Here is a 19049-nt window from a genome sequence, read left to right as displayed (position 1 = left end):
CCGATCCTCATCCCATCCCCGCCGAGGGGGTCGACGGCTTCGCCACCCCCTCGATCTCCCGGCGCGCCACCTCCGTCTCGACGCGCAGCCGCCGCAGATGCTCCTCGGCCGCAGTCGCCGATCCTCCGCGCATCAGCGACAGCGCCGCGTCCAGGGCGGCGATGCTGCGCGGCATCGCCGCCTGCAGGGCCACCGCCTGCCGGTGCTCCCGGATCTCGCGGCCGAGGTCGCGCCCCTGGTGCTCGGCCGTCTCCACCAGGTGCTGGAAGCGGATGAAGGACAGGGTGGCCTTCTCCCTGCCCTCCCGGATGTCGGAGAGCAGGTCGCTGCCGAGCGGCTTGTAGGGCTTCTGCGCCAGCCCCTCTGCCGCCTTGGCCCAGAGATCCTCGCTGGTGATGGGCGTGGCGTCGCCCAGGGCGCGGCCGCGCTTGACCGCCTCGAAGGTGGCCGCCTCCGAGATCATGGTCCAGGTCGTGCCCTTCGCCCGGCTCTCGGCGACGTAGCCCTTGAAGGCGGTGACGCCGGCGGTGCCGCGCGGCAGGGCGTTGATGTGCTCGCCCGAGGTGATGCCCTGCGCCGCGTCCACCGTCAGGGCGTGCCCGAAGCCCAGCAGCAGCCGCCCCGTCGCCCCGTCCGTCAGCCGGCGCCACTCCACCTCGCCCACCCGCCCCGTCTTGTCGCGCAACAGCAGGCCGGCCTCGGTGCGGCCGAGCACCGTGACGGTGTCGCCGTTGCTGCCGAAGTTCGCCACCTTGCCGTCGATCCGACCCATGGTCCGCCGGAACAGGCGCACCCTGTCGCCCGTGGCGATCGGCAGGTCGTAGGTCTCGCCGCGCTGGTCGATGGCCCGGTAGACCACCTCGTCGGCGCCGATCTCGCCGCGCGCCCGCATCCGCGCGCGCACCGCCCGGCTGATGTCGGCCACGTCCTCGTTGGTCGGCGCCGAGACGGTCACCTCCAGCTTCGAGCCAGCGGCCAGCAGGGCGTCGCGCCGGGCCAGGTAGTGGTCGGCGATCTGCTCCACCACCTGGTCCTGGTCGCCGCCCAGCAGCCGGGCCGAGCCGTCGCCCCGCGCCCGCTTGCGGGCCAGCGCCTCGCCCGCCTGCCCCTCGCGGAACAGCCCCGCGATCTGGCGGTCCTCCAGGCTGCGCTGCCGCACGGTGTCGAGGATCTCCGTCTGCTCCGCGCGCGGCAGCGCCCGGCGCATCAGCTCCACCGCGTCGCCCGCCTCGATCGACTGCGCCTGCTCGCGGTCGCCCAGCACCTTGAGGGTCATGCCGGTGCGCGCCTGCACCTGCAGCAGCGTCAGCAGGGCGCGGGGGGCGACCTGGCTCACCTCGTCGATCACCAGCACCGTGTTGCGGGTCGGCACGATCCGCCCGGCCTCGATGGCCTTCAGCAGCGGGTCCATGGCCAGGGTCTGGCCGATGCCGGCCTCCCCCAGGGCGCTGGCCTGCCGCCAGGCCGTCGCCGTGCCGATCACCTCCCGGCCGCCCGCGGCGAAGCGCGTGTCGGCCTGCCAGGCGGCGACCAGCGGCCGCAGCAGCGTGGTCTTGCCCGCGCCGGCGACGCCGGTGAGCATCGACAGCGCCCCGCCCTGGCCCAGGGCGTAGATCGCCGCGCGCTGGGCGGCGGCATGGGCGGGCTCGCGGGTGAGGTCGAGCTGCCCGGCGCCGATGACGGCGTCGATCGCCGCGGTGATGGCGCGGGCCGGCAGGGCGCCGGAGCGGTCGCGCGCCGCCCGGTGGGCCTCGGCCTGCAGCGCCTCCTCCAGCCGCAGCTGGGCGGTGTTGGTCACCCGCACCTTGTCGCCCGAGAGGCCGACGACGAGGGCGACCTGTTCGCCGCGCAGGGTGATGCCGCGCCGCTCGATCAGCGCCACCACCCGGTCGATGTCCCCGGTGCCGCCGGCGATGCCGGTGCCGATCAGGCCCCGGGCGGCGTAGAGGCGCAGCTTGTCGTGGTCGATCACCGCCGCGGTGCGGAACTCGGTGGCGAGGTGCCGGGCCGCGAAGCGGTAGGCGGCGTCGAACCGCTCGGCGTCCGACAGCTTCGGGTGGGCCACCTCGTCCATGACGGTGGTGTGCTTCCAGCCGATGGCCTCGGCCTGGGCCAGCCAGATCTCCCGGTCGCCCTTGGGGCCGTTCTTTTCCAGGCGGGTGGCGAGGCCGGTGACGGCGAGAATCTTGAACTTGCCCTCGGCGGAGAGGGTGTCCCAGTCGAGGCCCTGGCTCGTGGCGTAGGCCTTGGCGGACCGCTCGACCTGCCGGCGGCCCTTGGAGAACAGGTCGGAGGCCGCCTGCGGGATGGCGTCGAGCACCACCGCCTGCTGCTGGCGGTCGTAGGACACCCGCGCCCCCAGCTCCCGCAGGTGGTCCGCCAGCCGGGCCTGGAAGTAGGCGCCGAACTCGTGCAGGCGGGTCCCGGTCAGCGCCTTGGTGTCGAGGGAGCCGACCCGCCCGTCCTCGGTGACGACGGCGTTGAACAGGGCGTTGTGGATATGGGCGTGGGGGTCGCCGTCCATGGTGGCAACCGTGGCGAGGTAGGTGGCCCCCTCCTTGCCGTCGCGGACCGAGACGGTCGGCCGGGCGGTGTGGTGGCGGAAGCTGACCCAGCCGACCGCCCCGGGGTCGGCGCCCAGCGCGCCGCCCTGTCCCTTGCGGGCCCAGCCCAGCTCGGCGGCGACGTAGCGCATGGTGGCGTCGTTGGCACGGTCGATGGCGTGCCAGATCGCGGCGCGCTCGGCCGGCGTGGCGGCGAACTCGGCGGCCAGGGAAACCGACTTGTGCGGGGCGAGGGTCAGGTCGAGGGCGCTGATCTCGCGTTTCTGGCCCGACCAGGCCTCGCCGGTATCGGCCCGCCTGGCCTCGAACAGGCGGTCGAGCGCCTCGTCCTTCGGCATGCGGGAGACGTCGATGCCGAGGGCCTCGGCGATGGCCATGGGCATGTCCGGCCGCCAGGAGGCCCGGCTGTCGCGGCGGGTGTAGTAGGCGGTCAGCCGCCCGCCGGGATCGAGATGCTTCCCTGGTGTGACCGCCGGATCGAAGGCCGGCTCGGGGGCGCTCTCGGTGAAGTAGGCGCGGAGCAGCTTGCCGGAGCTGGCGGCGGCGAGCTTGCGGAAGGTCATCATGGCTGGCGCTCCCCGAAGCGCTGGGCCAGGACGACCTCGTGGGCGACCAGGCGGGGCAGCTCCCGCGTGAGGTTGAGGGCGTGGCCCTCGAGATCGCGCAGCAGGGGCGTGTGCTCGCCGAGCAGGGCGACGATGGCTTGGAGCATCTCGGTGGTGGTGGGCCCCTCCTGGGGAGCCGGCGTGAGCAGCTTGATGATGGCCGCCAGCTGCTCGCCGAGGAGGCGCAGGACGGTGTCCTGGTGATCGAGGCGGCGGAGGACTTCCGCCGATCCGGCCGTTCGCAAGGGATTGGTGTTGGGTGGCTCGTCCATGGCGGACCTCCTTCTGGTGGGGAGGGAGACTGCCAGGGAGGCTTGCGAATGGAGGTATCGACGTGTCGGAGCGAGGATTGGGCCGCAGGCCCGCGCACCATCGGTGCATTGGTGTATGGACTCTGACTTTCCACGTTAACCGGACATTGGCGGCACCTTCACGCCGCGTGAGCGCCACATGGTCCCGGCGTAACGCCGAAATGAGTTCCATCGAAGCTGGACGTGAAGCTGACGTGAGGGCCACACGCACCGGACGTGAGCGAGGCATGCAGGCTTCGGCCGCGGTGCGGTCACGCCTCAGTCTCTTGGGGCGGTCTGTCTAATGAAGGACCCAACGCTTAAAGCCATCCGACGAGCATCCCGAGAGAAGCCGCCCCCAGGGCACTCGGAAGCCTTCAAATGGCTGCTGGATCGGCATGTCGAGTTCGCCCAGGTGCTCCGCCAGGACCGGCCTGGATGGGAGACCATCCAGGAGAAGCTTCATGCGGCCGGCGTCGTCGGCAAGCATGGCCAGAAGCTCAGCGTGCCATCCCTGATCCAATTGTGGGGCCGTGTATGCCTAGAGGCTGACCGCCGTGCCGCAGACAGGCCGCTCAAAGCAAAAGGTCGGAAGGCAAACCGCTCGCCGAAGACCACCCAACCGCCCCCGGGGGTCGAGCGGCGACCCGATCCCCCCATCCCGCCAAAATCGCATCCGCCGTTCGCGTCGGACGGTGGCACCTCATCCACGCCGGCGCCGGCGGACGCGGACCTTCCGCCCGAGGTGCAGGCGAAGATGGACAAGTTGAGGGCACGGCTCCGGCATTCGGACCGGGCGCTCAGGATCGGCAGGAGCCAGTAGGATGAGCAAAACCCGGAACCAGACCCCGCAGGACGGGCGCAAGCCCGTGCTGCTGATCGCGATCGGCCGGCAGCGGGTGGGCAAGACCACCTTTCTCAATGCGGTCGGCCAGTATTTCAAGGAACGAGGGGCGGACCTGCGGTTGTGGAACGCCGACCAGGCGAACAGCACGCACACGCTCAACCGGTTCGACGGGGAGGCCGTGTCGGCCCCGCAGGGCGGTGCCGAGGACACGATGGCCTGGATCGAGGGCCGGATGATGGAGCAGATCGAGCAGCGTTACGACGCGATCCTGGACGTCGGCGGCGGTGAGACGGCGCTGACGCAGCTGGCGGAGGAGACGCAACTGGTCGAGCAGCTGGAGGCGGCAGGCATCCGGCCGGTGGCGGTCCACCTGCTCGGGTCCGAGTTCGCGGACCTGGACTACCTGAACAACTGTGCCGGCGAGGGAATGTTCAGCCCCGAGGCGACGCTGCTGGTGCTGAACCGGGGGCTGCTGAAGTCCGGCCGGAACGCCGAGTTCGCTTTCGGCAAGATCTACGAGCACGAGACCTTCAAGGCCGCCATGAAGAAGGGTGCCGAGGTCGTGATGATGCCGGCGCTCAGCTGCATGGCGCAGGTGACGGATCGGGGGCTGAGCTTCTCGGACGCGGCGAACGGGAAGCAGGTGGCCGGGTTCCCGCCGACCTCGATCTTCGACCGCTCGCGGGTGGCGACCTGGTGGCAGAAGGCGATGCCGGCGTTCTTCGGCGAGATCAATCCGGATTGGCTGCCGAGGCTTCCCGTGGCGACGCCGGCGCCCGCGGAGGCGGCCGAGTGATGGACGGGATGCAGACATCGACGGTCTCGGGGCTGGTCGAGCGCGGCCAACGGGCGCGGGAGGACCTGGAGGACGCGCAACGCGAGCTCATGCGAGCGCTCGATGCGCTCGACGTGATTCCCGGGCACCCGGAGGCGGCCTTCGTGGCTGCCATGGCGGGGACGCAGCGGGCGTTCGCCAGCATGGCCGTGGGGATGGGAGAGGATCTGCGTGGCGTGGTGGCGGCCGCGCAGGTGCAGAGCCGGGAGGAACTCGAACGCCTGCGGGAGGCGACCCGGCTGGCCAACGCGACGACGGCGCAGGCACAGGCCGCGGCGGTGGCCAACGACGTGGAGCGGAAGCGGGTCATCGAGCGGATGGTCCAGGAGGTCGCGCCGGGGATCGTGGATTCCCTGCGGGGGAGCCTGGTCATCAAGGAGGTGGCCTACGACCGGCGGCGTCGGGCGGGGTTCTACACGCGCGGGGCGCTGGCGTTCGTGGGGGTGTTCCTGGCGGGCTACCTGATCTCGTTCTGGCAGGACTCTGCGGCGCTTGGGGTCACGGTGCAGCGGTGCCAGGAGCGGATGGTGACGGCGCAGAACGGGGAGATGTGGTGCAGGATGGAGGGGCACCTGACGCGTGGGCTGCCGCCCACGCCAGCCCGGCCGGCGGCGCCGACGCGCTGAGGGAAACCATCGTCGCGACCGGACGGACCGTCATTCGCACGGGGGTCTGGAAGGATGGTCGCCGTCGCGAAGGAGGCGACGGCGATGAAGCGATATCGAGGCGGAGGGGGCCTGGACAGCCCCGGGATGATGCTGGGGGTGGCCTTGGTGATCACCGGGCCGGCGGGGGTGGCGCTGGCGCAATCGGGCACCGTGACGATGAACGGGGTGCCGGAGCAGGTGATTCCACGGGTGCTGGAGATCGGGCTGGGTTCGTTCAGCATCACGCCAAGCCAGGGGACAGCGTCGACGACGGGGAGCGGATCGAGCGACGGGGGATCGGGGAGTGGCGATGCGACGGCGGCGGGCAGCAGCACGGCGCTGGACGTGATGACGTCGCGCTCCTGGGGGACGGCGGCGAGCGAGGCGGCGACGTCGCTGGGGGTGAACCCCTCGGCATTGGCGGCGACATGCCTCGTGGAGAGCGGTTGCCAGAACGTGTCGGCCAGTTCGGGGAGCAGCATCCGGGGAGCGTTCCAGATGCTGGACAGCACGTTCGAGAGCGGCCTGACACAGGCGGTGAGCTACAACGCGAGCCTGGCCGGTACGGTCGAGCGCGGAGTGGACGGTTCGATGGACCCGGCGAACCAAGCGATCTCGGCGGCGGCCCTTCTCCGTTCCTATGCCGAAAAGCTGCAGGCGGCCGGGATCAGCAATCCCACGGTGCTGGACGTGCGGGGCGGGTACAATTTCGGAACGGCGTATACGGTGAAGCTTGCACAGGCCGACAGCTCCGATCTCATGAGCAACGTGCTAAGCAGCTACAGCGCTTCACAACTTTCGAGCAACGGCATCACCTCCACGACGACCGTCGGGCAATGGCGCGCTTCGGTGGCGGCCAAGATGGGCGATGCCGCCTATCAGTCAGTCCTGATCGGCATCTGAGGAGTTTGAGACATGAAGTTTGCACTCGCTCCGCTGATCGGAGCAGCCCTTCTTGGATTATGCGCCGTGGCGTCGGCACAACAGGGGCCACGCTCCCTGCATGTGACCGGCCATATCCAGGGCTATTCCTGCATGATGCTCAACCTGACCAACGAGCAGATGCTGGTGTTCGAGAATCTGCCGCCAATCCGGGATCAGCCATCGCCGACCGCGAAACAGATCGGCGTCGCGTCCGAGACGGTGATTGTGGCGACACCGAGAAGGCAGGAAGGCAACTTCATCCAGGTCCTGCACATGAACGGGCAGCCCGGATGGTTGGAAGCTGATAAGGTGAAGCCCTGGCGGAGCGCGAACAATCCGAACGCGCACTGCACGCCAGCGATGATGAGCAACGGGCGGCCAGGCTTCGACTACACGCGCCCTGCCGGGTGATCACAGGCGGGCCGCCTCCCGCCGTCTGGCGGGGGGCGGCCCCGAGGCGGCGAGGCACGGGACTTCCCTCGGGGTCCGATAGCATACTGGCCGGTGCGACGCTCGGGGCGCGCGGATCGGGAGAACCGGGATGCTGGACAGGATGCGGCGGACGCTGCCGCCGGGGGTAGCGTGGTTCGCCGCCGGAGCGGGGTTCTGCGTGCTGGGCGCGCTACTGGCGAGCGGGCCGCAGGCGCGCGAGGTGGCACAGATCGGCTGGTGTGGCGCGATCGGGTTCGTGGTGCTGATCCTGGCGTTCAGCGGTCGGCGAGGCGGCTGAGGCCGGCCAGGCGCGGCCCGGGATGGGCCGCGACGAAGGCAGCCAGGTCCTCGATCCAGGCAGCGACGTCCGGTGGGACGGGAGAGGCACCCCCGAGCCAGCGGCGGATCTGGGTCTGGTGTCGGCCGGTGCGGCGGGCGAGCTCACGCTCGGCCCAGCCGATGACGATGAGGCAGCGGCCGAGGCGAGTGCCGGACATGGTGGTGGGTGCGGCGGCGGTGTGTTCGCGTTGAACACAGGTTCCGGATTCCGCAACGCGCTCGGCAAGTCTTGCGGTGGGGACAAGGAAGTCTGGCAGGGTGTCGGGCATCTGTGAAGCCTGACAGGGAGCGATGCGAACGGCGCGCGCGGTGTCGAGCGACGCGAGGGATGCCGTTCGCAAGAGGCGGCGCGAGGGTGTCGGCGGCGGCGCGGGGAAGGCGCCGCGGATCGGAGGAGGCCTCGACGTGACGCGAATGCTGATGCTGGCGGTGCTGCTGGTGCCGGGTGCGGGGATGGCGCAGACGCTGCTGCCGCCGGGCTATGCGCCGGGGGCGGTGGTGACCACGCCGGGCAATGGGGGAGGGCTGTTCGGCAACGGGCCGGTGGCGGGACCGTTCGGTGCGGCCCAGAGCCAGACGGGGGCCTGGGGTGGGGGGAGCGTGTTCGGGTCGGAGCGGGCGACGACGCGGCGGACGGCGGCGGGGTGCGTGTTCGCCGGGCAGAGCTACTCGGAAGGCGCGGTGGTCGGGGAGCAGGGGCGGGCGCGGCAGGTGTGCGCGGCGCGGCGCGGGGGGACGGTGGACGAGGACGGCAACGTACCGTTGGCGTGGCAGCTGCTGCCGGGGGAGTGAGGCGCGCGGGAACGGTGGGATGCCATGCGCCCTGGCGTGTCCGGGCTGCGGCGGGCGCGGCGTCGCGAAGCGGCGTTGCGAACGCGGCGGCCCTGACATGCCGGAGGGGGCATGGCCCGGACACGGTTTCAGCCAGGGCCAAGGAGTGGCGCCGAAGGCGCCGCGGCGAGAAAGCTCCGGCGCGAAGCGCCGACCGCAAACCGGCGGCGCGGCAAGGGTGAGCGGCAAGGGATGAGGCTGCGGGGGGTCCAGGGGGGCAGAGCCCGGAGGGCGGCGCCCCCCTGGCCGCCGCCGGAGGGAAGGGCGGAGGCCGAAGCCCCCGCCCGGTGGTGTCAGTCGAAGGCGGAGGCGCGGGCCTGGGCGGCCTGGCGTCCGAGACCCTGGCTCTCGGGGGTGCTGGCGACGTAGGGCTTCCAGGCGTTGCCGGTGATTTCCTCGAAGGCGCGAACGGCGCCCTCGGCTGCGGCAAGGAGGGCGTAGCTCTGGCGGGCCATATCGGCGGCGAAGCTCTGGGCGCGCTCAACCTTGCTCTCGAAACCGCTCGGCCCGTCGCGGTCCTCGTCCCGGTTGTCGTTCATCTTGCTGGCCATGTCGCGGGCGGTGGCGCGCTTGCTGTCGAAGAACTGCGCGGCCCCGAAGGCGCTGCCGACATAGGCGCCGACGACGCGCTGGAAATGCATCTCCATGGCCTTGTCGCTGAGGGCGGAACGCAGGTCCTCGGACTGCTGGATGAGGCTGGTTTCGGTCGCGGTGGCGATGCCGTCCACGTCCACCGGCTCCAGGCCGAAGACGCGATAGACCTTGCTCATCATGTCGTGGGTGGGGGCCAGACGGCCCGCATCGGCGAGGGTGATGCCCTGGCGGTTGGCCTGGGTGCGGCGAGCGGGAGCCTGCGTCGGCTGCGCCGCGGCGGGCCTGCCAGTCTTGGCAGTGGTGCGCGCCCTGGTGGGGCGGGCGGCGTCGGCGCCCTTGTTCTCGGTGGTGGCGGGAGCGATGTTGCCGGAAGCCTGGGACATGATGAGCCTTATCCTGTTTCGGGTCAGCCCCCGTCTGGTGTTGGTACCACCGGCGGGGGCGACTTGTTGTTGCGGCCCTCGTTGGCCGCATTTGGATAATACCTGATCCACGCTGATATTCAACAATAAAACTCGGAAATCATTCTGTTTTACTTGAGATAAACCGCTTGATTACACGACCCACCCCGCATCTTTTCTTTGTTCGTCCTGCGGGTCTGGGCCGGCGAGGCCCGGTGTCGGCCGGGAGAGGGGAAGGAGGCTGGCTTTTCTTCGTCCCGTCCTGCGAATGCCTTCGAGGTTCGGCGGCGGATGGCGTCAAAGGCGGCCGAAGGCCGGGACCGGAGCCGCGCGGAGCAGCCCGGAGGCGAAGCCGAGGACTGCGAGCACGGCGAGGACCCACCCTTTGACGGCAGCCGTTGCCGGGCCTCAGACTTGTCGCCATGACGGCGAGGCCAGGCTGCTTTCCCGTGCCCACCCCCTTCAGGGGGTGGGTCGAGTGGCCGACGTGCGACGGCAGTCCCGGGTGCTCCCGTTCAGCTGACGCCGTGCCGCTGCCGGTGGCCAGAACCGGGATCGTCACCGTCAGGCGGAGACCCGGGTGAGGAGTGGGTCACGCCCGGTGCGTCGTTTCCAGTCGCGCTGCCGCTGGGAGGCGTGCCACCCACGACGACGCGGGGCTCCGGGAGTGAGCCAGAGGCGAGCGAGTAGTGCCCGGCCGCCGCAGCGAAGGCGGAGGCGGCGTTCCCCGGGGATGTGCTATCCGCCCCGCCGCACCCGAGCCAGGCGCTCCTCTCCGACGCGGCGATGCTGGCCACAGTACCAGACACCGGGATGCGCGGGATCGCTGTCGATCCTGAAGCCGAAGCTGCCCCAGGCGCCGCACTCCTCGCAGAAATGTTCGAACGGATCCTGGGAGATGTGTCCCTTGCGGCGCTCGTCGGGCTGGTCGGCCGGCGTATCGCAGAAGGGGCGGTAGGGAGGTCGCTGAACAGGATCCATGCGCGGTGTTCTAGTCCTGTCGTCCGGGCACGCGGGAGGGGCCGGTGTCGTCCGCCCCCTCGGCACTCAGGTCCAGCCCCTCGTAGATCTCGCTAAGGGGAAACCGGATGCCGATCTCCGGCAGATCGAGCGCATCGCCGTCCGTGAGGACGCGACCGAGCCATTGCCCATCCTGGCGCGAGAAGACGGTGGCATGGACGAGCTTCTGGTCGATCAGCACGTAGCGCTGGACCGAGGGCAGGTTCATGTACTCGATGCTCTTCACACCGAAGTCGTCGTCGGCGGTGCTCTGGCTGAGGACCTCGAAGAGGATGACCGGCTCCCGCGCGGTGGTGTCGGCGTCACCGGCCCTGGAGCAGGTGACGATGCCGTCAGGATAGCGGCTGGTGCGCGCCGTCAGCACCTTCATGTCGCTGCCCAGGAACTCGCAAGGGGAGCCGCGCAGGCGGCCATGGAGGGCGAAGGCAAGGTTGCGCTGGATGCGGGCATGAGCGGCGGTTCCGCCGGTCATGGCGACGGGCTGGAAGCCGTCGAACTCGTAGCGGACGGGCTGCTGCCGCTCCCAGGCGAGGAACTCGGCGAGGGTCATGCTGGGCGTGCGGTGGCGGGCCTGGCTCATGGGCTTCTTTCTAGCACGGGACGGCATGGTGATCTCCGGAGGATATGGGGAGGAGGGTCTGCTGGCGGATGCCGGCGGGGGCATTGCCGAGGGCGGCTCCACCCATTCACCCGGATGCCAATCCAGGATAAATATTCAATAAAAGCAACACGCTATGTTGCGTTACGAAGGCGTTCCGGCCTAGAATCCAGCGCACGAGCAGAGGAGTGGGAAGGATGACCCACGGCGCGAATGTGGTGCGGTTCCCGCTACTGCGGGTGCTGCCGGAGAAGGAAACAGAGGCGCACGAGGCGGTACCGGACGTGCGCGTGGTGCTGCAGGTGGCCGAGGCGTTCCAGCTGGAGGGGCCGCGGCCCCGGCTGCGGGAGGAGGCCGAGGCGGCGGTGGCGGCGCATGTGGAGGCGAACGTGCCGCCGGAGCGCGGGGCACGGCGGGACGCGGCGCTGCGGGATCTGCTGACGGATTACATGGACCGTGCCGAGGCGGCGCGGCAGGTGTCGGACGAGGCCTGGGCGGCGGCGACGGCTGCGCAGGATCGGCTGGTGGAGCTGTCGCAGCAGCGGCGTGACAGCGGACTGGAGGTGCTGCGGGACCGTGCGGACGCGCAGACCTGCGAGGCGGCGCGGCTGCTGCTGGAGGCCTATGTGCTGTCGGTGCAGGCGGCGGCGGCGGCGACGGTGGTGGGACTGGCGCGGCGTGGCGAGACGTGGCGGCCCCGGTCAGAGCAGGAGGAGGATGACCTGTCCTGGGCGCTGCCGGTGCGGCGGCGCCGGGCGGTCCCGTCGCAGGGGGACTAGCGGCGAAGCCCGGCGGTGCCGGCCGCCCTGCCGGCATCCTGCCGGCAGCCCTCGAGCCAGAACTCCGCCTGGCGGTCGGCGGCCACGGCGCCGCGCAGGAGGGAGGCACGCTGGGTGGGGGAGAGGCGCGTCGCCTGGGCGTGCTCGCGCAGGGCGGCGGCCTCGGCCTGCCAGCGCCGCGCGGAGGCGAGGCCGCCGGTGACGGCGGGCGGATCGGGCCGCCCGTGGTGGGGCGTGGTCGGCATGGGGTTCTTCCGGGTGTGGAGTGAAGCGGGGAGCCGCGCACCGGCCGTCAGGCCGGGCGGGCCGGGATCGCGGGCGGCCGGGACCGCGGGTTGTCGGGCCAGCCGAGGCCCTCGTCCTCGTGCAGCTGCAGGGTGCGGATGGCGACGGTGGCGCGGCGGCCGTCGCGCAGCGAGCGGACCAGGGCCAGGTCGGTGCGGTTGGCGACAGCGAGGCTGAGCCAGTGGCCGGTTGCGGGATCGCGGCGGGCGGCATGGTAATGGCCGTTGAGGAAGGCCTCGACGATCCACGGGGCGCGGCAGACAGCGACGCCGCGATAGCGGTCGCGCCAGTGGCCGTCGTCCTGGAGGTAGAAGACCGCCCCGATGGCGACGGTGCCGACGCCGAGGGGGTTGTCGCCGCCGAGGCGGCGCGGGGCGTGGTACTGGCGCAGCATCAGGATGGCTCCCCCTCGACGGGGAAGTCCGCGCCGTCCACCGGCTCGATGCGGGCGATGGCGCAGGCGAAGGAGCCGGAATACCCGGAGTGTCCCTCCTCGGCATCGGCCTGTGCCGCGGCGGTATCGAAGTCGACGCCGCCGGTCATGCCCGTGTCCTCGGCGTGGCGCCTGGCCGCCGCCTCGGTGGCGAAGGGCCCGAAGAAGCGCGGCGCGTTGCCGAGGATCGGGTCCGGATCGAAGATCAGCACGAAGGTCATGGCGTCGCTCCTCAGAAGGGGATCTCGCTGTCGTCGAAATCGGGCAGCGGGGGCGGCCGGTAGCCGGGGGTGCGGAGGCTGTAGCCGTCGCAGAGGCTGCGGAGCGCCCGGTGGTTCCCCAGCAGGTTCGCGGCCTCGCGGCACACGAAGGCGTAGGGGTGGACCGTGGACAGGTCGTGGCAGCGGCCGACGGCGCCCTGGAATCCCTCCTCGTGGACGTCGTGGAAGACCAGGGTGGTGAGCGCGCGCGGGCGCGGCAGCGCCCCGGAGGCGAGCGGGGTGGTGGACATCGGACGGAATCCTCGTGTGCCGGGGCGGCCGCCTGGCCGACCGGCGAAGGAAGGGATGGGATCGGGTGAAGGCCGCCGGGCGCCCCGAAGGGCGCCCAGCCGGGCCGCTCAGAACGGCACGTCGTCGTCCAGGTCGGCAGCGCGCACCTTGGCCGGGGCGGCACGGCCACGGGCCCGGCGCGCGGCACCGCCGGCGGGAGCATCGGCGGCGGGAGCATCGCCGGAGGCAGGTTCCTCCCGGCCGCCCGAGGCGGGGGCATCGGCCAGGAAGGTGAAGACACCGTGGAAGGGGCGCAGCGCGATCTCGGTGCTGTAGCGGTCGTTGCCCTCGCGGTCCTGCCACTTCCGGGTTTCGAGCTTGCCCTCGATGTAGACCAGCGCCCCCTTGCGGGCGTGCTGGGCCACGACGTCGCCGAGGCCCTCGGTGAAGATCGAGACCCGGTGCCACTCGGTGCGCTCCTGGCGCACGCCGGAGCGGTCCTTCCAGGTTTCGCTGGTGGCGATGCTCAGGCTGACCACCTGGCCGCCGTTGGTGAAGTGGCGCGTCTCGGGGTCAGCGCCCAGGCGACCGATCAGCGTGACCTTGTTGAGCGAACCAGCCATCGTCGTACCCTCTTCATCTCTCTCCCCCAGGAGGCTTCCGGCCCGTGCCGGTCGTCTCTCCTCGGGTGCGGTCGACCAGAGACGCGGCGGCGGGCGGGCCTACCCCTGAGGCGTGCGAGGGAGGGGGCGGGGGTTGCGACGAAGCGGGGCAAGGCCCCGCGCGCGGCGCGGCCCCGGCGCCTGACCGAGAAGGCCAAACCGCAGGCGCTTTCCCCGGCTACGGGGAAAGCGGGGGTAGGCCCGGCCGGCGACGTGGCTCAGACCTCAGCAACCCGAGGAGAGACGACCGGCACGGGCGGATTGACGATACAGTTCTGGCCATTCCCGTCTCTCGGACGCTCCTCCCCTCCCCCATCCCTCCCGTTCTCCTTCCCCCTTTCTCGTCTCTCCTTTCCCCCATCAGGCGGCCTCGGCCGCCGCCTCCGGATCCGGGTTCTCGTCGAGGAAGGCCCATTGCAAGGCGGCGAGAGGGTGCAGATCGGTCCGCGCCACCTCACCGTCCTCGTGGAGCGCCCGGAGTTCCTCGGCCGCGACAGCCACCCGCGCCTCGATGGGATCAGTCGGAGGCGTTGGCAGGGCGGCCGGGAAGAAGGGGGCACGAGCCCCCTGCCCCGGCGCCGCCAGCAGGGCAACCTGGCGGCGCTGGAACGCCACCATGTGCCGGGCGAGGAAGGCATCGGTCTTGCTCCGACCGCCCAGGAAGGCGGCACGCCGGGCGGTCTGGCCGTAGGCTTGGCTGTCCACCGAGGCGACGCGGGGGTGGTCGCGCAGGGCGTGCATTGCCTCGGACTTGACCCCGTACAGATGCAGCCTCACCGGGGCATCCCCGAGCGCCCGGTCCAGCGTGTCGACCACGCGCAGCACGCCGTCGGCGCCGCCGACCTGGCGGCGGCAGACGCTGCCGACGCCGAGCAAGGGAGCCTGCGAGGCATCCGGCAAAGTGTCTTATACGTAGCCTTTTGCGCCCTATGCGATACCTCGTGGGCGGATGGGGATGATATGGAAGGTGCAATAGCCGAAGCTGATTGGGAATCGCTCGCCCGGAACATGCTGCGCGCGGAGATCATGCGTCGAGGGATCAGCTACGCGCGCCTCGTCGAGGCGCTCGCGGCGATCGGGGTCGAGGACACCGAGGGCGCCATCAAGAACAAGGTCTCGCGCGGGCGGTTCTCGTTCATGTTCTCTTTGCAGGCAATGGTGGCGATCGGTGCAGAATGGATGCAGGTCCCGGGCGCTGCTTGCCTTCTCCAAGGCGAGGGCCTCGGAAACGGTGGCACACAGGCGCTAGCGAAGGCCCGGAAGGATCCAGCTGCCTAATGATAAACTGCACCAATTGGTCGGCGACATCGCCCACCCTAGAACACGCTCGCGTAGAATGGGCAAGATAAAGGACGAGAACACAGCATGATCGAATGGCTGGCCCTTGGCGCGGTCGCGCTCGTCGGCGGCCTTTTCGGTTCAGACGACAAGCGACCGTCCTTCGGCGGCGGTTCGACAAAGCCCTTCGACCCGGACCGGTGGCGTCGGGAGCAAACCACAAAGGAACGCGATTGGCGAAGCAAATGGGAGCCTGATGTTGATCGGACGCGCTGGATACCGCAGAGCGCCGCGCATCGCATCATCGCAACCTATCCCCCGCCAGGGTCCGAGCACGACAGCTTCGGTGCCGTCACCCGGGTCGCGACCAGGGAGCTCCTCGCCGAGTTCGCAACACACAACCAGCAGCATCTGACCGACCAGAAGGCCAAGTTGAAGGTGTTCTTCGACACGGTCGAAGCCTCGCCGTTGACTGATGAACAAAAGGATGCCTGCATTTGCATGGACGATGCGGTGCAGATCGTGGCGGCCGCCGGCTCGGGCAAGACGTCCACGATGGTCGCCAAGACGGGCTACGTGCTCCACCAAGGACTGGCCGAACCCGAACAGATCCTGCTGCTCGCCTTCAACACCGACGCTGCGGACGAGCTTCGTCAGCGGGTGCGTGAACGTCTGAAGGGGATCGACGGCGTGGAGCGCGTCACCGTCAAGACATTCCATGCCTTCGGCAGGGACGTCATCACGGCGAGGCAGGGTCCAAAGCCGGCGGTCGCCCGATGGATAGGCAAACGACGGCAGGAAAACGAGATGATCGTCAAGATCGTCGAGGACCTGCGCGCCCGAGATCCGGGATTCGGGATCGAATGGGATCTGTTCCGGACGGTCTTTGGGCGCCCCATTGGCCGCGCCGCAGATCTCACCGAGCCAAAGGAATCCGGGCGCGGCGACATTCGCACCGCCAATGGTGATTGGGTGAAGAGCCAGGAGGAGCGGCTGATCGCGGACTGGCTATTCTACCACGGCGTGAAATACCAGTACGAGCGGGATTACCAGCACGACACCCGGACGGCTACGTACCAGCAATATCGCCCCGACTTCTACTATCCCGACGCCAAGCTCTACCACGAGCACTTCGCGCTCGGGCGCGATGGTATGCCGCCTCCGCACTTCACCGGTGACTATCTAGTGGGTGTCGCATGGAAGCGCGAATGCCATGCGGAGCATGAGACGGACCTGTTCGAGACGACTTCGCACAGCGTCCGGGGTGGCGCAGGCTTTCGTGAACTCACCGAAGCCCTCGAAGCGCGTGGGGTGCAACTGGTCTACGACGCCAACCGTCCGGCTAAGGGCGAGCCGCCAATGGACACGCTGGCTCTAGCCAACCTAGTGCGCGGTTTCCAGCAGCACGTGAAGGGTGGTGGCACGACGGTGACGGACATCCGTCGCCGGATCGAAGCGTCCGACGACGACGCGCACTCGGCACGCTCGCTGAGATTCCTCTCCCTTTACGAGCGCATCGCGGATGAGTGGGAGCGACGGCTACGAGATACGTCGTGCATCGACTTCGACGATATGCTTGTCGAGGCTGCGGCGCTGATCGAGGCCGGCGCCTACAACAGCCCCTATACCATGATCTTCGCCGACGAGTTCCAGGACAGTTCACGCGCGCGGGTCAGACTTTTGAAAGCGCTGCTCGACCGGACGGATCAGCGCGGGCATCTCTGCGTCGTCGGCGACGACTGGCAGAGCATCAACCGCTTTGCGGGCGCCGATCTGACGGTAATGACCGACTTCGCCGGCACGTTCCCCCACTCCTCACAGCTAAGGATGGTAACCACCTTCCGCTGCCCGCAGTCGCTGTGCGACGCCTCGGGCGCCTTCATCTCAGTGAATCCCCGCCAGTTGGAAAAGACGGTTCAGACGACCAATACGCGGGCAGGACAGTCGATCGTGGCCTTCGCCTTCGACTCGTCGGAGCAGGCGTTGCAGGGCGTGGAGACGCACTTAAATCGGCTGTACGAGCAGATCCAGAAAGATGCGGTCGATCGTGTGGAGGACCGACGGATTAGCGTCATGCTGCTCGGCCGCTACAACCACGATGAGCCTAAGGCCCAAATCGGATCCTGGCGGCAAAAGTTTGGCGAGGAACTCGATATCGAATTCCGCACGATCCACTCGGCCAAGGGGCTCGAAGCCGACTATGTGATGATCCTCAACATGGTCGAGGACAATCTCGGCTTCCCCAGCCAAGTCGCCGACGACCCGGTGCTCGTTCTCGCGATGCCGGACGGCGAGGACTTCCCCATGGCGGAGGAGCGCCGCGTCTTCTACGTCGCCATGACGCGTGCTCGGCGGCAAGTGCGTATATACACCAAGGCGTCTACGCCCTCTCGTTTTCTGATTGAGATGGCCGACCAAGGGCTGATCAAATTGTGGATGGAGGACGGCGGGCACCTTCAGCCGTGCCCCAAATGCCGAAAGGGGATACTGACGCAGCGCTCGGGTGCCTATGGAGCTTTCGAAGGATGCGGCGCGTGCGACTTCAAGCGCAACCTCGCCCAAGGTGAGCTGCGCCGGACTGGTAACCGCATCCGTCTGACCACGCCCATGGCCGCTGGCGAGAGCTGCCCGACTTGCAAAACTGGTCACATGAAGGAGCGTCCGAAAGCGCGCTACCGCCCGATAGTTGGCTGTTCAGGCTTTCCGGAATGCAAGACTACCGCCCCGCTACGGCGGTAGTATCAGGACACCTATCGGTTGCGGCATACTGGTCATGCTTGCTGTCGCACGCTCTCCCGGCATGCCGTCACAGTACTTGGTTCAACTGCGACAGGATGCCGCGTCCATGTGGGTAGCGCCAGAGAATCGTTCTTGATTTGTTCGGTTCATCATTCATAGCGTCGCCGATGACCGATGATCCGGCGGCGACCAGCGAACAGCCCATCGACTGCGCTGCCGTCCTCGCCGCCCTGCGCGCCCGCGTCGCGCGCATGGAGCGGAACGGCGCGCCGGAGGCGGCCGGGATCGCGCTGTGCGGCACGATCGACGCTCACCTCCCTGGTGGAGGACTTGCCCGTGCCGCGCTGCACGAGGTGATCGCCGCCGATCCCGGCGCGGCGGCCGGCTTCTGCGCGCTGGTCCTGGCGCGCGCCGCGGGCACAGTGCTGTGGATCAGCCCTTCCCCCGAGGCCTGGCCACCAGGCCTCGCGGCGTTCGGGCTGGATCCCGCCAGCCTCGTCCTCGTGCGCGCCGAACGGCCGAGAGAAGGGCTCTGGGCCTTCGAGGAAGCGTTGCGGTGTCCCGCCGTCGCCGGTGCCCTGCTCGTGGTGCAGGGCGCAGCGCCGGACATGGTGGCGTCACGGCGCTTGCAGCTCGCGGCCGAGGCCGGCGGTGGCATCGGCCTGCTGCTGCTGCCGGGTACGGCGCGGAGGACGTCGTCGCCCGCTCGCAGCCGGTGGCATGTGGAAGCGGCGACACCGGTCCAAGGTATGGGGCCGTGCTGGCGGCTCACGTTGCTCCGCTCCGCCGGTGGCCCTGGGGGCGCCTGGTCGGTGCGATGGCGCCCGGATAGGGCGAGCCTGGAGGTCGTGAGCGATTCCCCTGTTTCATCCGCTGCCGACCGGCGTCAGCCGGCGGCCTCATGATAGGTGGCGACGGCCTCATCCTCGGGCATGGTGTTGAGCCAGGCCTTCACCTTCCACCTCTCCTTCACCGCGGCCGAGCCGAGGACCTCCGCCAGCCGTTCCGGCGTCAGCACCCTGGTCTGGTAGATGCCGGGCACATCGACGCGGGTGTAGACAGCGCGGTTGCGCAGCATGCGCTTCAGGTCGCGGCGCACGATCCAGTCGGTCAGCAGTTGATCGACGATCCACTCGGCATCCTGGACGATCATGCGCGGTGCGTCGCCCGTCGGCGTGCCGACATCCACCGGCGGCAGCGTTCTTCCGTACTCGTCGAGGCGCAGCCGCAGGGCGTCGGGCCGCACGGTCGTAGCCCCGCCGGTCCCGTGGTTCTGCGCGTACCCTTCCTTTTTTCCGTCGATCCAGATATCGGCGTGAAAGTTGCTGGTCTCCTCGCTCAGGGCCGTGCTGTAGGCGACGTTGCGAAGCTCGATCTTCATGGTGGTGTCCTGCCCCGGATCCCGCGAGGCGCCGGCCCGGCGGCTGACCCGGGTGACATGGAGCGCCACACGCA

23 protein-coding genes are annotated in these 19049 nt (G+C 69.6%); 10 read left to right on the top strand and 13 right to left on the bottom strand.

The genetic code is table 11. The features are described 5' to 3' along the window. Window positions 1–7 precede the first annotated feature (7 nt). Together mobF and BT98_RS24900 are read right to left on the bottom strand one after the other, a co-directional pair. On the bottom strand, window positions 8–3130 hold the full coding sequence (mobF, locus tag BT98_RS0117315; protein ID WP_027297336.1) for a MobF family relaxase: 3123 nt from the start codon (window positions 3128–3130) through the stop codon (window positions 8–10). After that, complete coding sequence (locus tag BT98_RS24900) at window positions 3127–3441, bottom strand: hypothetical protein (RefSeq protein ID WP_037251365.1); 315 nt, start codon at window positions 3439–3441, stop codon at window positions 3127–3129. The genes mobF and BT98_RS24900 overlap by 4 nt, the downstream gene beginning before the upstream one ends. Before the next feature lie 842 nt (window positions 3442–4283). On the opposite strand from BT98_RS24900, the gene BT98_RS0117300 reads away from it, so the two are divergent. The 5 genes from BT98_RS0117300 to BT98_RS0117280 all read left to right on the top strand — a co-directional run bounded on the left by BT98_RS0117300 (window position 4284) and on the right by BT98_RS0117280 (window position 7442). Continuing rightward, a complete protein-coding gene (locus BT98_RS0117300) occupies window positions 4284–5102 on the top strand; it encodes a hypothetical protein (RefSeq protein ID WP_027297334.1) in 819 nt (272 codons plus the stop codon). Further along, the gene (locus BT98_RS0117295) at window positions 5102–5767 is read left to right on the top strand and encodes a hypothetical protein (RefSeq protein WP_027297333.1); all 666 of its coding nucleotides are present in this window, start codon (window positions 5102–5104) and stop codon (window positions 5765–5767) included. The genes BT98_RS0117300 and BT98_RS0117295 overlap by 1 nt, the downstream gene beginning before the upstream one ends. 54 nt (window positions 5768–5821) lie before the next feature. After that, window positions 5822–6691 (top strand): hypothetical protein, encoded by an 870-nt coding sequence (locus BT98_RS27325; protein WP_051544315.1) that lies wholly within the window; start codon window positions 5822–5824, stop codon window positions 6689–6691. Window positions 6692–6703: 12 nt separating this feature from the next. Beyond that, entirely contained in the window at window positions 6704–7123 is a 420-nt protein-coding gene (locus tag BT98_RS0117285; protein ID WP_027297332.1) for a hypothetical protein, read from the top strand. A gap of 130 nt (window positions 7124–7253) precedes the next feature. After that, a complete protein-coding gene (locus BT98_RS0117280) occupies window positions 7254–7442 on the top strand; it encodes a hypothetical protein (RefSeq protein ID WP_027297331.1) in 189 nt (62 codons plus the stop codon). On the opposite strand, the gene BT98_RS24890 is transcribed toward BT98_RS0117280, so the two are convergent. Next, window positions 7420–7641 (bottom strand): hypothetical protein, encoded by a 222-nt coding sequence (locus tag BT98_RS24890; RefSeq protein ID WP_051544310.1) that lies wholly within the window; start codon window positions 7639–7641, stop codon window positions 7420–7422. The two genes, BT98_RS0117280 and BT98_RS24890, sit on opposite strands and share 23 nt — an antisense overlap. A gap of 247 nt (window positions 7642–7888) precedes the next feature. Here BT98_RS24890 and BT98_RS0117270 point away from each other — a divergent pair, with 247 nt between their 5' ends. Next, window positions 7889–8275 carry a hypothetical protein gene (locus BT98_RS0117270; protein ID WP_147292507.1) on the top strand — a complete coding sequence of 129 codons (387 nt, stop codon included), beginning with the start codon at window positions 7889–7891 and terminating at the stop codon, window positions 8273–8275. Window positions 8276–8607: 332 nt separating this feature from the next. On the opposite strand, the gene BT98_RS24885 is transcribed toward BT98_RS0117270, so the two are convergent. The 3 genes from BT98_RS24885 to BT98_RS0117255 form a co-directional block, all read right to left on the bottom strand. Further along, window positions 8608–9291, bottom strand: a complete 684-nt coding sequence (locus BT98_RS24885) for a hypothetical protein (protein ID WP_051544308.1) — start codon at window positions 9289–9291, stop codon at window positions 8608–8610. A gap of 756 nt (window positions 9292–10047) precedes the next feature. Beyond that, window positions 10048–10290 carry a hypothetical protein gene (locus BT98_RS24880; protein ID WP_037251361.1) on the bottom strand — a complete coding sequence of 81 codons (243 nt, stop codon included), beginning with the start codon at window positions 10288–10290 and terminating at the stop codon, window positions 10048–10050. A gap of 10 nt (window positions 10291–10300) precedes the next feature. Further along, complete coding sequence (locus tag BT98_RS0117255; protein WP_027297329.1) at window positions 10301–10909, bottom strand: Uma2 family endonuclease; 609 nt, start codon at window positions 10907–10909, stop codon at window positions 10301–10303. Window positions 10910–11124: 215 nt separating this feature from the next. On the opposite strand from BT98_RS0117255, the gene BT98_RS0117250 reads away from it, so the two are divergent. Then, a complete protein-coding gene (locus BT98_RS0117250) occupies window positions 11125–11706 on the top strand; it encodes a hypothetical protein (protein WP_027297328.1) in 582 nt (193 codons plus the stop codon). On the opposite strand, the gene BT98_RS0117245 is transcribed toward BT98_RS0117250, so the two are convergent. The 6 genes from BT98_RS0117245 to BT98_RS24875 form a co-directional block, all read right to left on the bottom strand. Beyond that, window positions 11703–11951: a hypothetical protein gene (locus BT98_RS0117245; RefSeq protein ID WP_027297327.1), complete on the bottom strand. Its 249-nt coding sequence runs from the start codon at window positions 11949–11951 to the stop codon at window positions 11703–11705. The two genes, BT98_RS0117250 and BT98_RS0117245, sit on opposite strands and share 4 nt — an antisense overlap. Window positions 11952–11998: 47 nt before the next feature. Further along, entirely contained in the window at window positions 11999–12385 is a 387-nt protein-coding gene (locus BT98_RS0117240; protein WP_027297326.1) for a hypothetical protein, read from the bottom strand. Next, window positions 12385–12645, bottom strand: a complete 261-nt coding sequence (locus tag BT98_RS0117235) for a hypothetical protein (RefSeq protein ID WP_027297325.1) — start codon at window positions 12643–12645, stop codon at window positions 12385–12387. The genes BT98_RS0117240 and BT98_RS0117235 overlap by 1 nt, the downstream gene beginning before the upstream one ends. A gap of 11 nt (window positions 12646–12656) precedes the next feature. Continuing rightward, complete coding sequence (locus tag BT98_RS27320) at window positions 12657–12935, bottom strand: hypothetical protein (protein WP_027297324.1); 279 nt, start codon at window positions 12933–12935, stop codon at window positions 12657–12659. A 108-nt stretch (window positions 12936–13043) separates the two neighbouring features. Beyond that, window positions 13044–13538 (bottom strand): single-stranded DNA-binding protein, encoded by a 495-nt coding sequence (gene ssb / locus BT98_RS0117225; protein WP_027297323.1) that lies wholly within the window; start codon window positions 13536–13538, stop codon window positions 13044–13046. 399 nt (window positions 13539–13937) lie between these two features. Further along, window positions 13938–14453 carry a hypothetical protein gene (locus BT98_RS24875; protein WP_051544307.1) on the bottom strand — a complete coding sequence of 172 codons (516 nt, stop codon included), beginning with the start codon at window positions 14451–14453 and terminating at the stop codon, window positions 13938–13940. Here BT98_RS24875 and BT98_RS28560 point away from each other — a divergent pair. The 3 genes from BT98_RS28560 (at window position 14343) to BT98_RS24865 (ending at window position 18499) form a co-directional block, all read left to right on the top strand. Continuing rightward, window positions 14343–14855, top strand: coding sequence for a DUF6471 domain-containing protein (locus tag BT98_RS28560; RefSeq protein ID WP_323874294.1), 513 nt, complete (start codon window positions 14343–14345; stop codon window positions 14853–14855). The two genes, BT98_RS24875 and BT98_RS28560, sit on opposite strands and share 111 nt — an antisense overlap. 87 nt (window positions 14856–14942) lie before the next feature. Continuing rightward, window positions 14943–17594 (top strand): UvrD-helicase domain-containing protein, encoded by a 2652-nt coding sequence (locus tag BT98_RS0117210; RefSeq protein ID WP_027297322.1) that lies wholly within the window; start codon window positions 14943–14945, stop codon window positions 17592–17594. Window positions 17595–17761: 167 nt separating this feature from the next. Continuing rightward, window positions 17762–18499, top strand: coding sequence for an ImuA family protein (locus tag BT98_RS24865; RefSeq protein WP_051544305.1), 738 nt, complete (start codon window positions 17762–17764; stop codon window positions 18497–18499). Here BT98_RS24865 and BT98_RS0117200 read toward each other — a convergent pair. Beyond that, window positions 18481–18975 carry a hypothetical protein gene (locus tag BT98_RS0117200; RefSeq protein ID WP_139323431.1) on the bottom strand — a complete coding sequence of 165 codons (495 nt, stop codon included), beginning with the start codon at window positions 18973–18975 and terminating at the stop codon, window positions 18481–18483. The genes BT98_RS24865 and BT98_RS0117200 overlap by 19 nt on opposite strands. Window positions 18976–19049: the final 74 nt, after the last annotated feature.

Source organism: Roseomonas mucosa ATCC BAA-692, assembly GCF_000622225.1.
Lineage (GTDB): Bacteria > Pseudomonadota > Alphaproteobacteria > Acetobacterales > Acetobacteraceae > Roseomonas > Roseomonas mucosa.
The sequence above is the reverse complement of the archived record's forward strand: the minus strand, read 5'-3'. Positions and strand labels throughout refer to the sequence as shown.

Bases quoted from the DNA above. Each gene is read 5' to 3' on its own strand.
- BT98_RS27325 (WP_051544315.1), top strand. From the start codon at position 5,822: ATGGTCGCCGTCGCGAAGGAGGCGACGGCGATGAAGCGATATCGAGGC.
- BT98_RS0117235 (WP_027297325.1), bottom strand. From the start codon at position 12,645: ATGACCTTCGTGCTGATCTTCGATCCGGACCCGATCCTCGGCAACGCG.
- BT98_RS0117200 (WP_139323431.1), bottom strand. From the start codon at position 18,975: ATGAAGATCGAGCTTCGCAACGTCGCCTACAGCACGGCCCTGAGCGAG.
- ssb (WP_027297323.1), bottom strand. From the start codon at position 13,538: ATGGCTGGTTCGCTCAACAAGGTCACGCTGATCGGTCGCCTGGGCGCT.
- BT98_RS28560 (WP_323874294.1), top strand. From the start codon at position 14,343: ATGCAGCCTCACCGGGGCATCCCCGAGCGCCCGGTCCAGCGTGTCGAC.
- BT98_RS0117280 (WP_027297331.1), top strand. From the start codon at position 7,254: ATGCTGGACAGGATGCGGCGGACGCTGCCGCCGGGGGTAGCGTGGTTC.
- BT98_RS0117210 (WP_027297322.1), top strand. From the start codon at position 14,943: ATGATCGAATGGCTGGCCCTTGGCGCGGTCGCGCTCGTCGGCGGCCTT.
- mobF (WP_027297336.1), bottom strand. From the start codon at position 3,130: ATGATGACCTTCCGCAAGCTCGCCGCCGCCAGCTCCGGCAAGCTGCTC.
- BT98_RS0117250 (WP_027297328.1), top strand. From the start codon at position 11,125: ATGACCCACGGCGCGAATGTGGTGCGGTTCCCGCTACTGCGGGTGCTG.
- BT98_RS0117285 (WP_027297332.1), top strand. From the start codon at position 6,704: ATGAAGTTTGCACTCGCTCCGCTGATCGGAGCAGCCCTTCTTGGATTA.
- BT98_RS0117295 (WP_027297333.1), top strand. From the start codon at position 5,102: ATGGACGGGATGCAGACATCGACGGTCTCGGGGCTGGTCGAGCGCGGC.
- BT98_RS0117240 (WP_027297326.1), bottom strand. From the start codon at position 12,385: ATGCTGCGCCAGTACCACGCCCCGCGCCGCCTCGGCGGCGACAACCCC.
- BT98_RS24890 (WP_051544310.1), bottom strand. From the start codon at position 7,641: ATGTCCGGCACTCGCCTCGGCCGCTGCCTCATCGTCATCGGCTGGGCC.
- BT98_RS27320 (WP_027297324.1), bottom strand. From the start codon at position 12,935: ATGTCCACCACCCCGCTCGCCTCCGGGGCGCTGCCGCGCCCGCGCGCG.
- BT98_RS24880 (WP_037251361.1), bottom strand. From the start codon at position 10,290: ATGGATCCTGTTCAGCGACCTCCCTACCGCCCCTTCTGCGATACGCCG.
- BT98_RS24865 (WP_051544305.1), top strand. From the start codon at position 17,762: ATGACCGATGATCCGGCGGCGACCAGCGAACAGCCCATCGACTGCGCT.
- BT98_RS0117255 (WP_027297329.1), bottom strand. From the start codon at position 10,909: ATGAGCCAGGCCCGCCACCGCACGCCCAGCATGACCCTCGCCGAGTTC.
- BT98_RS24900 (WP_037251365.1), bottom strand. From the start codon at position 3,441: ATGGACGAGCCACCCAACACCAATCCCTTGCGAACGGCCGGATCGGCG.
- BT98_RS0117300 (WP_027297334.1), top strand. From the start codon at position 4,284: ATGAGCAAAACCCGGAACCAGACCCCGCAGGACGGGCGCAAGCCCGTG.
- BT98_RS0117245 (WP_027297327.1), bottom strand. From the start codon at position 11,951: ATGCCGACCACGCCCCACCACGGGCGGCCCGATCCGCCCGCCGTCACC.
- BT98_RS24885 (WP_051544308.1), bottom strand. From the start codon at position 9,291: ATGTCCCAGGCTTCCGGCAACATCGCTCCCGCCACCACCGAGAACAAG.